12 protein-coding genes and 1 riboswitch are annotated in these 12,783 nt (G+C 44.8%); of the genes, 6 read left to right on the top strand and 6 right to left on the bottom strand.

Features of this window, described 5'->3' with window-relative positions; all coding sequences use genetic code 11:
* From H171_RS02515 to H171_RS02500, 4 genes are all read left to right on the top strand, one after another.
* Positions 1 to 486: a potassium channel family protein gene (locus H171_RS02515; RefSeq protein ID WP_100303739.1), complete on the top strand. Its 486-nt coding sequence runs from the start codon at positions 1 to 3 to the stop codon at positions 484 to 486.
* Positions 483 to 1,148: a potassium channel family protein gene (locus H171_RS02510; protein WP_100303738.1), complete on the top strand. Its 666-nt coding sequence runs from the start codon at positions 483 to 485 to the stop codon at positions 1,146 to 1,148. The genes H171_RS02515 and H171_RS02510 overlap by 4 nt, the downstream gene beginning before the upstream one ends.
* A gap of 5 nt (positions 1,149 to 1,153) precedes the next feature.
* Positions 1,154 to 2,629 (top strand): TrkH family potassium uptake protein, encoded by a 1,476-nt coding sequence (locus H171_RS02505; protein WP_100303737.1) that lies wholly within the window; start codon positions 1,154 to 1,156, stop codon positions 2,627 to 2,629.
* 186 nt (positions 2,630 to 2,815) lie between these two features.
* A complete protein-coding gene (locus H171_RS02500; RefSeq protein ID WP_157803097.1) occupies positions 2,816 to 3,349 on the top strand; it encodes a methyltransferase family protein in 534 nt (177 codons plus the stop codon).
* Between the two features lie 75 nt (positions 3,350 to 3,424).
* On the opposite strand, the gene H171_RS02495 is transcribed toward H171_RS02500, so the two are convergent.
* The 6 genes from H171_RS02495 to H171_RS02470 form a co-directional block, all read right to left on the bottom strand.
* Positions 3,425 to 4,210 carry an inositol monophosphatase family protein gene (locus tag H171_RS02495; protein ID WP_100303735.1) on the bottom strand — a complete coding sequence of 262 codons (786 nt, stop codon included), beginning with the start codon at positions 4,208 to 4,210 and terminating at the stop codon, positions 3,425 to 3,427.
* 4 nt (positions 4,211 to 4,214) lie between these two features.
* Positions 4,215 to 4,901, bottom strand: coding sequence for an MgtC/SapB family protein (locus H171_RS02490; RefSeq protein WP_092244766.1), 687 nt, complete (start codon positions 4,899 to 4,901; stop codon positions 4,215 to 4,217).
* Positions 4,885 to 5,592, bottom strand: a complete 708-nt coding sequence (locus H171_RS02485; RefSeq protein ID WP_100303734.1) for an MBL fold metallo-hydrolase — start codon at positions 5,590 to 5,592, stop codon at positions 4,885 to 4,887. Before H171_RS02485 ends, H171_RS02490 begins: the two co-directional genes overlap by 17 nt.
* 12 nt (positions 5,593 to 5,604) lie before the next feature.
* The gene (locus tag H171_RS02480; RefSeq protein WP_100303733.1) at positions 5,605 to 6,420 is read right to left on the bottom strand and encodes a carbohydrate ABC transporter permease; all 816 of its coding nucleotides are present in this window, start codon (positions 6,418 to 6,420) and stop codon (positions 5,605 to 5,607) included.
* 13 nt (positions 6,421 to 6,433) lie between these two features.
* On the bottom strand, positions 6,434 to 7,330 hold the full coding sequence (locus H171_RS02475; RefSeq protein ID WP_100303732.1) for a carbohydrate ABC transporter permease: 897 nt from the start codon (positions 7,328 to 7,330) through the stop codon (positions 6,434 to 6,436).
* 64 nt (positions 7,331 to 7,394) lie between these two features.
* Positions 7,395 to 8,783, bottom strand: coding sequence for an ABC transporter substrate-binding protein (locus H171_RS02470; protein WP_166433661.1), 1,389 nt, complete (start codon positions 8,781 to 8,783; stop codon positions 7,395 to 7,397).
* 227 nt (positions 8,784 to 9,010) lie between these two features.
* Between H171_RS02470 and H171_RS02465 the strand changes: the two genes are divergently transcribed.
* On the top strand, positions 9,011 to 11,209 hold the full coding sequence (locus H171_RS02465) for an extracellular solute-binding protein (RefSeq protein WP_100303730.1): 2,199 nt from the start codon (positions 9,011 to 9,013) through the stop codon (positions 11,207 to 11,209).
* A gap of 126 nt (positions 11,210 to 11,335) precedes the next feature.
* A riboswitch (Fluoride riboswitch) is annotated at positions 11,336 to 11,412 on the top strand.
* A gap of 52 nt (positions 11,413 to 11,464) precedes the next feature.
* Positions 11,465 to 12,679 carry a cation:proton antiporter gene (locus tag H171_RS02460; protein WP_100303729.1) on the top strand — a complete coding sequence of 405 codons (1,215 nt, stop codon included), beginning with the start codon at positions 11,465 to 11,467 and terminating at the stop codon, positions 12,677 to 12,679.
* Positions 12,680 to 12,783: the final 104 nt, after the last annotated feature.

The following is a 12,783-nucleotide window of genomic DNA, read 5'->3' as shown; positions in this document are numbered from 1 at the left end:
ATGAAACTGGTTTCATCTAAGAATTTATCTGAGTATTTCATAATCGTTGGATGTGGAAGGTTAGGTGCCAACCTTGCAAATACTCTGTCAGAGGAGAGTGGAAACGTTCTTATCATTGACAAGAATAAGGAGGCCTTCCGCAAACTCTCACCGTCTTTCGGGGGGCTGTCCGTTGCCGGTGACGGTACTGATTTTGACGTTCTGCAGGAAGCGCAGATCGATAAGGCAGACGTTCTTGTGGTCGTCACGAATAATGATAATGTCAATGTGATGATTGCCCAGATCGCCCGGGAAATATTTAAGGTCAACCGTGTTATTGCCCGGCTGTATGATCCTGAGCGGGAATGTGTATACCGCGAATTCGGCATTGACACCATCTGTCCGGCCATTTTGTCTGCAAAGGAGATAGATAAAATGCTTCTCAAAACAGGCAGCACGGAAAAAATGGATAAAACAGCCTGTGAGCTTAAGGAGGAAACAAAATGAAAAAGAAGGTCCTGCTTGTGGGCGGCAGAAGTAAATCAAAATCTCTCGCTCTTTCACTGATTAAGCGTGGGTATCAGGTGACCGCTATTAATGATATCTATGATGACTGCCTGAAGCTGGCAGAAATTAAAAAACTATCCGTCATCTACGGCGATGGGACTAAGCCATTTGTTTTAGAAGACGCAGATGCTGCTGCTTATGACATTGCAATTGCACTGACATCAAAGGATGAAGACAATCTTGTGGTTTGTGAACTGTGCAAAAAACGTTTCCACATAAAAAAAACTGTTGCATTGGTGTCCGATCCGAAGAAAACTGACTTCTTCTATAAAATGGGCATTGACAGTGTGGTATGCGCCATTTCTGCCGTGACAAGCATCATCGAACAGCAGGCATTTGTTGATGAAATGGCAAATATTGTCCCCATTGGAGAAGGACGGATCCAAATCGCAGAAGTGCCTATTACCGGCAGCGCTCCGGTAGTTGGCAAAAAAATCTGGGAAATCGATCTGCCAAAGGAAGTAATCATTGGATGCATCCTGCGAAGCAACACGGCCATGATCCCCCGCGGCGATACGAGGATACTTGCCGGCGATGTGCTGGTGTTAATATCCAGCAGCGGCCAGGAAATTGCTGCGGTCAAAGGATTGACCGGAAGGTGATACTTATGAATCGAACATTTTCCGATTGTTCAAGCTGCGGGAGACTTATGCTGCTTGTAGGCGTGCTGGTAGCCGCCCCCCTGACCGTTCTGCCCTTTTATCCCGGTGACATCATCTATATGCTGTCTTTCCTTATTCCTGCAGCCGGGTCAATGATACTCGGGGCGATTCTCTGTTTGTTCGGAAAACAGGATGGGGACGGCGGACTTGAATGGAGATCCTCCATACAGCGCAGCAGTCTTACCGTATTATTTGCATGGTTTTGGGGTATTTTTGTAGGTGCCGTTCCATTTGTCATCAGTCGGCAGTTAACCATTTTACAGGCTTTGTTTGAGTCTGTAAGCGGCTGGACGACAACAGGACTTTCCGTGATGGACGTTACGGTAACACCTAAAATATTTTTGTTTCACCGGAGTTTCATGCAGTTTTGCGGCGGTCTAGGGTTTGTGATGATGATGGTCATGTTCGTATCGGGGAAGCAGTCGATGAATTTGTTTACCGCGGAGGGGCACCCAGATAAGCTCATGCCAAACCTTAAAAAAACGGCGCAGACGGTATTTGCCATGTACAGCTGCCTCCTGATTGCAGGGACGGCTGCATACCGGATTGCCGGAATGGAACTGTTTGATGCCATCATGCACACCATGTGTGCACTGTCAACCGGCGGTTTTTCAACACGGCTCAACAGTATAGGAGAATATAACAGTTTTTCCATAGAGATCATTACCATTTTCCTGATGCTGACCGGAACCACCAACTTTGCTGCGTTGCTGCTGCTTGCAAAACGGAAATGGCGGCAGTTCATTGGTGTCAGCGAGGTCCGGTTTATGTTCCTGCTTTTACTCATATTTGTGCCGCTTACAGCGATATCCCTCTCACATGGTCTTGGCATCAGCTTTGCCCAGGGCTTGCGCAAGTCGTCATTTGATATCGTTTCTGCCCTTTCCACTACCGGTTATTCCACCATGAGCTACACATCATGGCCGCCTGCAGCTATAGGCATACTCATTCTGATGATGATCATCGGCGGCGGCATGGGTTCCACGGCAGGAGGATTAAAATTATCCCGGGTTTACATCATGCTGCGGCTGGCTGCCCTGGATATACGCAAGAGGCTTTCTCCCACCCGCAATGTAGAAGCCCCCGTTTATGGAAAAGCACAGGGCAAAACACCTATTGACTCCTCCCTTGCAGCAGACACAACAGGATTTGCAGTCTGTTATATGGGATTATTCATAACAGGATCACTGCTTACTACGGTTACTGCAGGCTGCGGACTGACAGAAGGAATGTTTGAGTTCGCATCCGCGCTGGGTACTGTGGGCCTGTCAATTGGTCTCACCGGACCATCAACCGGTGCCGGTACCCTGATTGTCGAAATGTTTGGCATGGTACTTGGAAGACTTGAAATCTTTCTTGTAATAATAGGATTTTATTCCGGCATAAACATTCTGCGCCAGGGCTTTAACAGAAAATTGTAGATCAATAGGGTATCAGAGCTTGTTCCTGGGCTCTGATACCCTATAACTGTTTATTCTTAAAACATTATGATATTCATTTCAACCGTTCCATGGTATACTTTGAAGTACTACGTTTAAGGCGGTGATAGAGTGATCTTTCAGATCAGTGTATTTGGATTAATAACCTGTTTTTATATTGGATATTTTATGAAACAGATACTTCTCCGGAAAAAGGGCATTCATACAAACCGGTTGGCAAAGGGCCGCAAACCTCCTAAAACGGCTGCGATTGAAACAGCCCTGTTAACGGCTACCTACAGCATTGCAGTCATTCAGTATGCAAGTGTTTTTGTTCCCCGGTTCATACTTACTCTTAAATTCCCAGCAAGCATTCGGTGGGTTGGTATCGCGCTTACAGGAAGCGGAGTCATTTTTTTTATCCTGGCTATCACCTCCATGCGTGACAGCTGGAGGGCAGGTGTGGACGAAAGCCAAAAGACTGCCATTGTCACGAGTGGAATTTACAAAGTCAGCAGAAATCCCGCCTTTGTGGGCTTTGACATGCTGTACCTTGGTTCTGCACTCGCACTGCCAAACGTCATCCTTCTGGTCGCTGCGGTCATTGGCATCCTGCTGCTGCATTTACAGATTTTAGAGGAAGAAACATATTTGCCACGTGCCTTTGGGGATGAGTATTTGCAGTACAAGAGCCGCACGCCACGGTATTTTCTGTTTATTTAACCCTTTATAACTTAAGCCCCTTCCTGCTGCAAAACAGTTTGTCTCCCACAGGAAGGGGCTTATACACTTGAATTTTTATTTATTTATTTCCTTTTGCATCTCATGCCATATATGCCCATTGCTGACTATGAGATGGCTCTTTTTACGAAACTGCACCGGTGAACCGTCAAATTCAGCCACCATCCCTCCAGCCTCTTTCACAATCAGATACGCTCCGCTATAATCCCAGGGATTCAAATTCATTTCAAAATATCCATCCAGTCTGCCGCAGGCAACATACACCATGTCAATGGCTGCCGAACCGCCTCGGCGGATATCCTGGCATTTCATAAAAATCCTTCTGCTCATATCAAAGATTCTTTCCGCATTTTCCTTATAATAAGGGCTTGTGCCTATAGCGATCAACGATTCTTCCAGGGTTTTATTATTGCTGACACGGATTCTGCTGCCGTTTAAAAAAGCTCCTTCTCCCTCTGCCGCCCAGAAAAATTCATTTAAGAATGGCAGGTATACAGCTCCTAACCCTATTCTTTTTCCATCCCATAAGCCTATGCTTACGGCACTTTGTTTGTAATCATGAAGTAAGTTGGTGGTTCCATCCACCGGATCCACAATCCACATCGGCCTGTTAAAATCCAGGTCCGAATTGTCCTTCTCTTCTCCCATGAATTGGATCTGGGGATATTTTTCCTCCAGTTTTTCTTTCAGCCACTTTTGAACCTGGATATCTACCTGAGTGACGTAATCCGCCGGACCCTTGGACCGGACATCTGATGCCAGCCGCTGGTCATTAAAAAAGCGTCTGGTATCAAATACAAGCTCTTCGATTTCTTTCCTGTCAATATGTAATTCTTTGTCCATAAAACTACAATTCCTCCATATACTTAAGCCCCTCTGCCATACCTAAAAACTGCAATACGTTCCCCCGGGGCTCTCTTTTTGCAGTTTTCAATGTGATCATGACAATGATACCGTCTTCTCCCTTACCCTTAGCTTTAAATGCCTGGATATCAATAATTTGTATATTCCTTTCTTTGCAGCTTTCCAGAAACAGATTCAAATTTGCCGCAGCATTGAAGTTCATATACAAATTAAAGATTCTTGAAGTTGCCATAAGCCGGCTGTCAACCTTTTGGAAAACCGTCATAATCAGACTGATAGCCAATCCCACAAGTATTGCCCCCTTGTAGAACCCGATGCCAACAGCCAGCCCTGCACAGGCAGCCGCCCACAATCCGGCGGCAGTGGTTAAACCCCTTACCTGATTATTTCTGGTCACTATGATGGTACCTGCCCCTAAAAAGCCGATCCCGCTGACCACCTGCGCACCAAGCCTTGAGGGGTCTGAGCCGCCAAAGGTTTGCGAAATATACTGGTTGGTCATCATCACTGCTGCCGATCCCATACATACCAGCATATACGTCCGGAATCCGGCCGGCTGCTTCCTGACTTCTCTCTCCATTCCCAGAATGCCGCCTATTATCAGAGCCAGGCATATACGTACTGTAATTGTAATTTCGTTCAGTTCCTGAAAATCACCTAGGTTCAGCATACGAATCACCATCCACGTTTACTACGGAAAATCCTTTTCCTTCCAACAACTCTCTACAATCAGAATCTAAATGCATACAAAATACCCTCTTTCTCATCTCATGGGGAATCCATGCCTCCAGTTTACCATAATAACAGTGGGTTGCATAGTCAGAATCATGGGTGCTTGTGTCATGATAAATGGTCTTGATTTCCCCCTTTTTAAAATCCTCCAGTATTCTTTGAGGCAGATGAGAGGAATCTCCGCTGAAATAAATCGTTTCTCCATTTACTTTTATGACATAGCCAAAACACTCCATATTATCCACATGCTGAACCTGGATCGCTTCAAATTCTACATTGCTGCCGTCATAAGCATCTATATAACGGTAAAACTCCCTTCCGATTCCCATAAGGCTTAATAACTGGACAATCGCAGATTTGGGATGAATAACGGTAACCTGCTTCTTATCCAACATGCAATAAGTATAAGAAATCAAAGAAGCCAGGCTCCCCACATGATCCGCGTGCAGATGTGTGATCACAACGTAAATTTCCCTGTATTGTTCAAGTTCAACCAATGAGAGCAATGCTTCAAATACAGTTTCTCCGCAATCGATCAAATAGAGATCGTTGTTTAATTCAAAATATGCACTGGTGTTTTTATACAGAGGATAAAATGCTGATCCACTGCCTAAAAAATGTAATTCCATCGTCCTCTCCCCCTACTCCTTGATGCCTGCACTGATGAAACTGCTCATAAACTGTCTTTGCAGGATGAAAAAGGCTATTAATAACGGCAGTATGATAATTAACGTAGCAGCACAGACATTCGCCCACTGCATATTAGCTTCCTTGGATTTAGCAAAAATTGCAAGGCCTACCGTCAGAGTACGGTTTGCAGGGGAATTTGTTACTATTAACGGCCACAGATAATTATTCCAGTGATAGCTGACCGAAATGACTGCAAATGACATATATGCCGGTTTTGCACATGGCATATATACCTGCCATATGGTCTGCCATATATTTGCGCCGTCAATTCTTGCCGCTTCCGCTAAGGCCCTTGGTATGGTCTTAAAGTGCTGCCTTAACAGGAAGATTGCCAGGGCGCTTCCATAAAACGGCAGCATGATGCCCAGCTTTGTATCTGTTAGCCCCATCTCCGATAAGGTCATAAAGTTAGGCGTTATAAGTACATCATTGGGTATAATGATCTGCATAAATATAACTGCCATCACCAGATACTGTCCCTTAAACTCCATAACACCAAGGGCATATCCAGCCAGGGTAGATGTAACGAACTGAATGCCAAATGTTACAGCAACAAGGAAAAGGGTATTTAAGTAATATCTTCCAAAGGGTATGGCATTCCACACATACATGATATTGCCCAGAGTAAACCTGGAATTGGGAAAGAACGTCATCTTAAACGTTGGCTCCGTTAAAGCGGTGCACACAAGCCAAAACAGGGGAGCCAGCCATGCGGTTGCCAGCAGTACGGAACAAATGGATATTAATAGTTTTTTCATGTTTTTCATAACCTTCTCCCCTCTAATTATAATGGATCTTCTTGTCCTGGCTTATAAATCTCGGCAGTGACACAATTAACAGCAAGACAAGCATGATAACGGTCAGTGCAGAAGACATTCCATAATTAAAATTCGTAAAGCCCTGCTGGTAAATGTAGTAAAGAAGGAGGGTGCTGGCATTGTTAGGAGCCCCCTCTGTCATGATCACAACGTGATCCACAAGCTTAAAACTATTCGTAAAGGCAATGGTTGATACAAAAAGGAATGTTGGGGCCAGCAATGGCAGGGTAATCTTTCTAAAGATTTTTAAGCTTCCGGCCCCGTCGATCTTTGCAGCCTCCATGACCTCTGTTGATATGCTCTGGATCCCCGACAGGAAAAATACCATCAAATATCCTGCCTCCTTCCATACGTACATGAACGCCATGGCAGGCAGCACCGTACTCTTCTTTGACAGGACGTTCAACGGACGAAAGCCCATGCTTATGAGCATCTGGTCAAACAATCCGTTTTTCGCCATATAGATGAACATCCAGACACTGGCTATGGCTATCATTGGCATTACAACCGGATAGAAAAAAGCCGTTCTTACAAAACCGATGGTCCGGCTTCTTCTATTTACCAGAACGGCAAGGCCCAATCCCACAGCCATGCTGGGCAGTACGGTAATCAGCGCAAAAAAGACTGTATTTCCCATTACCTTCCAAAACAGCTTTGATGAAAACAGCTTTGCATAGTTTTCCAGCCCAATAAGCTCCGGCGCCCCCATTCCCATTTTGTATTTCATGACGCTTAAATACAAGCTCTTTAATACAGGGTACGCTGTAAAAACCAGCATGAACGCCAGTGCCGGGGCAACAAGCATCCACGCTGTGAAATTATGCCTACGTTCTTTCCTCTTTTTTAAATCACCATTCATCGATCCGTCACCCTTCTTTAAAGAAAGGGGTTTGCAAGCTGCAATCCCCTTTCGGTTTCCTATACTATTGAAAATCTGCTAAAACTTCCTCTGCTTCCTCCTGGGCCTGATCGAGAGCTTCCTGTGATGTCATATCTCCCACTACCGCCGCCTGGATGTTATCGTTTAAAATTCTCCATATTTCAGCCGCATTATAAGTCGTCAGCTCCGGTTTTGCATAGGGAAGCTGCTCATAAGCGATGGAAGCCTGAGGAACCTTTGCGTAATAATCTTTCATCAGATCCGTATCATAGCAAGACTGTCTGGTTGCTACATAACCCGTATCCAGGCTCCACTGGGCAGCTCTTTCCGTAGAAGTAGCAAATTTAATGAATTTCCAAGCTGCATCCGCACGCTCCTTTGCAATACCGTTTGAGATATAGAAGTTTCCGCCGCCTGTGGGCGCCGCATCCCGTGCATGTCCCGGCAGGAATGCCGTACCGAACTCAAACTTGGCGTTGCTGTTGATATTGGCCATATTTCCGGTGGTATGATAGATCATAGCCACTTCTCCGGCCAGGAACTGTGTGGGCAGGTCGGTCCATTGTACGATTCCTTCTGCCATGCATTTGTATTTATTCTGGAGATCCAGCCAGAACTGAAGGGCCTCTACATTCTCAGGGGTATTAAAGTAAACGGTCTTTCCATCCTCACTCATGAGGTTTTTACCGTCTTTGCTGTTCTGTAATGCAAATCCTGTAAACGTCCACTGGGCAGAGCCGGAATTCAAAGCGATGCCAACGCCATAATGGTCGCCGTTTGTCAGCTTCACCGCATAATCCGCCAGCTCCTCCCAGGTTCTGGGCGGCTTCTCCGGATCAAGTCCGGCTTCCTTAAACAAGTCTTTGTTATAATAGAGGATCTCCGTACTTCTCTGGAAGGGAATGGAATAAATCTTTCCATCTACATAGGAGTCTTCCATAAATCCGGGAAGAAAGTCTGCGATGAATGATTTTCCTTCTTCTCCGTCAGCTGCAATAAAATCATCCAGCGGCATAGCCATACCTGTAGATGACATGGTAAATCTCTGGGTCGCCAGGCTTACAAACACATCCGGCGGAGTTCCTCCCTGTACGGCCGTCTGGATTTTTGTAACGGTGTCGTCATAGTTTCCTGTATAAACCGGTTCAACAACAATATCTGGATTCTCCAGGTTAAAATCCGTGCAGATTTTCTCAATAAGCTGTGCTGCTGATCCGCCTACGTTGACCGGATAGTAGAAAGTCAGGCGCAATGCATCCCCCGTATTTCCCTGAGTCTCTGCCTTTGCAGAATCTGTATCCGCCGAGGCTGACTCGGCTTTTGTTTCCGTTTGCTCTGCCTTTGTTGCACCTGTTGAATTGCCGCCGCAGCCAGTTAATACTCCTGCTGCAGCCATGACCATTGCCAATGTGATCGCAGATAAATGTCTCATTTTTTTCAAAACAACCCCTCCTTAAATTCAACAATTGATGTTTACATGGGTAGTTTATCACAGTGATTGAAACGTGTCAATATTATTTTTATGTACTTCATACAATATTTTCAAATATTAATACGTTTTAATGTTTGTTTTTCACATTTAAAAAGAGGTTTTATTTTATGTTATATATGTTATACTATAGATAATCATTTGTTTTTGGTAAATTATGGAGGTATTTTATGGTTACTATTAAAGATATTGCCAGGGCCGCCGGTGTTGCCCAGGGAACTGTTTCAAATGTTCTAAACGAAAAAGGCAACGTCAGCAGCGAGAAAATAAAACAGGTAATGGATGCCGCTGCCTCACTTGGATATATCCCCAATGAAAGAGCCAAATTACTGCGCAAGGGACGCTCCGATTTATTGGCCGTTATTCTCCCAAACCTGCGTTCCAAACAATACCTTGATTTTTTTATGAGTTTTAAGGCGTATGCCGAAAATCATAATTATTCCGTATGCCAGTATCTCACCAATGACGATCAGCCGGATGCTGAGATCAATGCCTTACAGGACATTCGTTCCCTTATGCCTGCCGGAATTGCATCATTTACTTCCTTTACCTCCCAGTCAGACTATATTCCTTACCTGGATGGAAAGAAAAAGATCCGGGAAAATATCATTTTCATTGAGCGGGATCCTGATATATCCTGTAAATATATTGGATTCAATTATGGACAGGCCGGAAAAGAATTAGCAAAGAAGGCTTTGGAAAAGATATATACAAATATCTGTATTTTGACCGGCAGTCTTCGTCTGTCCAATGAGCTCGCATTTTATGACGGCTTTATGGACACGATGAAGAACTCCTCCTGTTCCGTGTCCCACATACAAACGGACTCATACAGGAAACTGCAGAACGTTATGCAGATCTTCCACGATTCCACGCCCCAGGCCATTTTTATATCCAATTACGGTTTTGCTGAATCTGTAAAAGATATACATAATACCTTTTATCCGGAGCTCAGCTTAAATATACACACCGTTTCTCCTGTATTTACCTTACCTGAAAAGGACTTTGATAAATACGAACTGAATTACCGCCAGTTGGGAAAAATCGCTGCAGAAACCCTTATTGAAAATGATCTTTCAGGTAAATATCCGGAGAAAAGAATTCTTGAAAATTCAGGTTTCCGTGATTGGTTTTCAAACATCATCTACAGCGATAACAAATCGCCTTTAAACATCCTGACCCTTGACACCCCCAGCGCTTACACCCTTCGCAGCCTTTCCCGCCTATATACACAAAAAACAGGGATACCGGTCAATATTACCATTTATTCCTACGATGAAATCTATGAAGCTTTTACAAACATGTCAAAGGACTCCGTATTCGATATCCTGCGTTTGGATGTGACCTGGTTATCCTGGTTTGCAGAAAAAATTTTACAGCCACTTGATGGAATTGATCCTTCGGTCGCCCAATGTCTCAATGAATTTATAGACGGCACCATTGAACCGTTTTCAATGATCAACGGACATGTTTATGCATTGCCCACCTCCCCAAGTATGCAGCTTCTGTTTTACAGAAAAGATTTGTTCAATGACCCTATTTACCGCCGCACGTACTTTGAAAAATACCGGGAAGAACTGCTTCCGCCGGACACTTTTGATAAGTTCAACCGGATTGCCGCGTTTTTTACAAAATCCTTAAACCCGGCATCCCCTGTGGATTATGGGGCCACTCTCACCCTTGGTTCCACCGGAGTTGCAGGCTCTGAATTTTTAGCCCGCTTTTTCAGTTATCAGGACAATCTGTATGACGAACACTACAATGTGGCCCTGAATTCCCCGGCTGCAGTCCGGGCATTGGAACAGCTTGTGGAGATCCGCAATTATTCCAGTCCAAAGTATAATTCCTGGTGGACCAATACCGCCACCTCTTTTGCCGGCGGAAACATTGCAATGACCCTGCTGTACAGCAACTATGCCTCTGATCTGCTCAGTTCAACTTCTAAGGTTGTGGGAAACATCGGCTATGCTCTGGTTCCTGGCGGCAACCCAGTCATTGGCGGCGGAACTCTCGGCGTTTCAAAATACAGCCGCCGGTCCAATGAGGCATTGTCCTTTATCCGCTGGATATGCAGTGAAACAATCGCTTCCGCCGAAACATTGCTGGGGAGCGTATCTCCCTGTAAGAAATCTTATGAAAATTATGAAATTGTCAATTCTTATCCGTGGTTAAATTTTGCAAAGGACTGTTTTGTAATGGCCAGAGGACGGCGGGTGCCTGAGTTGTCCGGTTTTCCATTCGATGAGCGCCGTTTTTTGAGTATTATCGGTATGGCGGTGAAAAATGCTTACAGCAATGTTCAATCCCCAAAAGTAGCATTGGATCATGCGCAGAAGATGTATAATGAACAGTTTTTAAACAGGGATTAGTGATTTGGATCTTGATAAGATTATCTGATGCGATACTTTGTATTCTAATAAGATATGGGGAAGAGGATTTTACGGATTTTAAGAATTATGATTTATACCTTGAAATTTTCACCCGTTTCCGTTATAATAGCTCAAGGGAATGAAGTTCTCCCCGTGCTGATTATAGCCGAACCGCTTATTAAGCTGATGACTTCTGCAATAATTTCATTGCAGAAGTGTCAGCTTTTTTGCATTTCTGCACAAAGGAGGATATATATGCTTTTCAGTCTTGCAATGATGGTTCTTTGCGGCATGATATTAAGCGGAACCATGCAGAAACTAAAACTCCCCGGCCTTTTAGGCATGCTTCTCACCGGCATTGTCTTGGGGCCGTATGCGCTGAATTTAATCGCGCCGGAACTGTTGAATGTTTCTGCAGATTTGAGACAAATTGCCCTGATCGTGATCCTTACAAGGGCAGGGCTCGCGCTGGATATTAAGGATTTAAAGAAGGTCGGCCGTCCGGCAATCCTTATGTGCTTCATTCCGGCAAGTTTTGAAATAGCCGCCACTACTATTTTTGCACCTATGTTCTTCCCCATTTCTCATTTGGAAGCAGCTATTATGGGAACGGTGCTCGGTGCGGTCTCCCCGGCAGTTATCGTACCTAAAATGTTAAAGCTGATGGAACATGGCTATGGCAGGGAAAAGAGCATTCCGCAGCTTATCATGGCCGGAGCATCTGTTGACGACATTTATGTCATAGTCCTTTTTACATCATTTATGGGTATGTACGAGGGAAGCAGCTTTAATGCCATAAGCCTTATAAAAATACCTGTCTCCATTATGACAGGCTTGCTGGTCGGTATTTTACTGGGTCTTGTTTTGGTGAAGCTGTTTCAAAACATCCACATGCGGGATACCGTCAAGATTTTGATTATATTAAGCACTGCGTTCCTATTGGTTTCTCTTGAAACAGCCATTAAAGCGTATGTGCCCATGTCGGGCTTGCTTGCTGTCATGGCTTTAGGCGGTACCATCCTGAAAAAGTATGATATTTTAGCCAAGCGCCTGTCAGGCAAATTCTCAAAAATCTGGGTGGCTGCGGAATTGATGCTGTTTATATTGGTTGGCGCAACAGTGGATATCAGCTATGCAGCAACGGCCGGATTTGCGGCTGTCGCCCTTATCTTTATTGCCCTGCTGATCCGAATATGCGGCGTGTTTTTCTGCCTTGCCAAAACCCCAATAAGTGCAAAAGAGCGCCTGTTTTGTGCCATTGCCTATTTACCGAAAGCAACTGTACAGGCCGCTATCGGGGGGCTTCCTTTGGCGGCAGGTGTAGCGGCCGGCAATACGATTTTGACGGTTGCTGTTTTAGCGATCTTGATCACTGCTCCAGTTGGGGCAATCGGCGTGGATGCAACTTATAAAAGGCTGCTCGCAAAGAGTAACAGCCACACGAAAGCCCATGCGGCCGGCAAACGGTAATGAAAACGTGCCGGTTGTATGAGGTGGTCTCCATTATTTGTCAATCAGAGTACCTTACAACCCAACCACATGCCCGGAATTCGAAAGGGCATGTGGTTTTTCTG

Source organism: [Clostridium] celerecrescens 18A, from assembly GCF_002797975.1.
Taxonomy (GTDB): Bacteria; Bacillota; Clostridia; order Lachnospirales; family Lachnospiraceae; genus Lacrimispora; species Lacrimispora celerecrescens.
Note: the sequence above shows the minus strand (reverse complement) of the source record. Positions and strands in the feature narration are given on the sequence as shown.

Coding starts and splice junctions, on each gene's coding strand:
- H171_RS02515 (WP_100303739.1), top strand. CDS start 1: ATGAAACTGGTTTCATCTAAGAATTTATCTGAGTATTTCATAATCGTT.
- H171_RS02510 (WP_100303738.1), top strand. CDS start 483: ATGAAAAAGAAGGTCCTGCTTGTGGGCGGCAGAAGTAAATCAAAATCT.
- H171_RS02505 (WP_100303737.1), top strand. CDS start 1,154: ATGAATCGAACATTTTCCGATTGTTCAAGCTGCGGGAGACTTATGCTG.
- H171_RS02500 (WP_157803097.1), top strand. CDS start 2,816: ATGAAACAGATACTTCTCCGGAAAAAGGGCATTCATACAAACCGGTTG.
- H171_RS02495 (WP_100303735.1), bottom strand. CDS start 4,210: ATGGACAAAGAATTACATATTGACAGGAAAGAAATCGAAGAGCTTGTA.
- H171_RS02490 (WP_092244766.1), bottom strand. CDS start 4,901: ATGCTGAACCTAGGTGATTTTCAGGAACTGAACGAAATTACAATTACA.
- H171_RS02485 (WP_100303734.1), bottom strand. CDS start 5,592: ATGGAATTACATTTTTTAGGCAGTGGATCAGCATTTTATCCTCTGTAT.
- H171_RS02480 (WP_100303733.1), bottom strand. CDS start 6,420: ATGAAAAACATGAAAAAACTATTAATATCCATTTGTTCCGTACTGCTG.
- H171_RS02475 (WP_100303732.1), bottom strand. CDS start 7,330: ATGAATGGTGATTTAAAAAAGAGGAAAGAACGTAGGCATAATTTCACA.
- H171_RS02470 (WP_166433661.1), bottom strand. CDS start 8,783: ATGAGACATTTATCTGCGATCACATTGGCAATGGTCATGGCTGCAGCA.
- H171_RS02465 (WP_100303730.1), top strand. CDS start 9,011: ATGGTTACTATTAAAGATATTGCCAGGGCCGCCGGTGTTGCCCAGGGA.
- H171_RS02460 (WP_100303729.1), top strand. CDS start 11,465: ATGCTTTTCAGTCTTGCAATGATGGTTCTTTGCGGCATGATATTAAGC.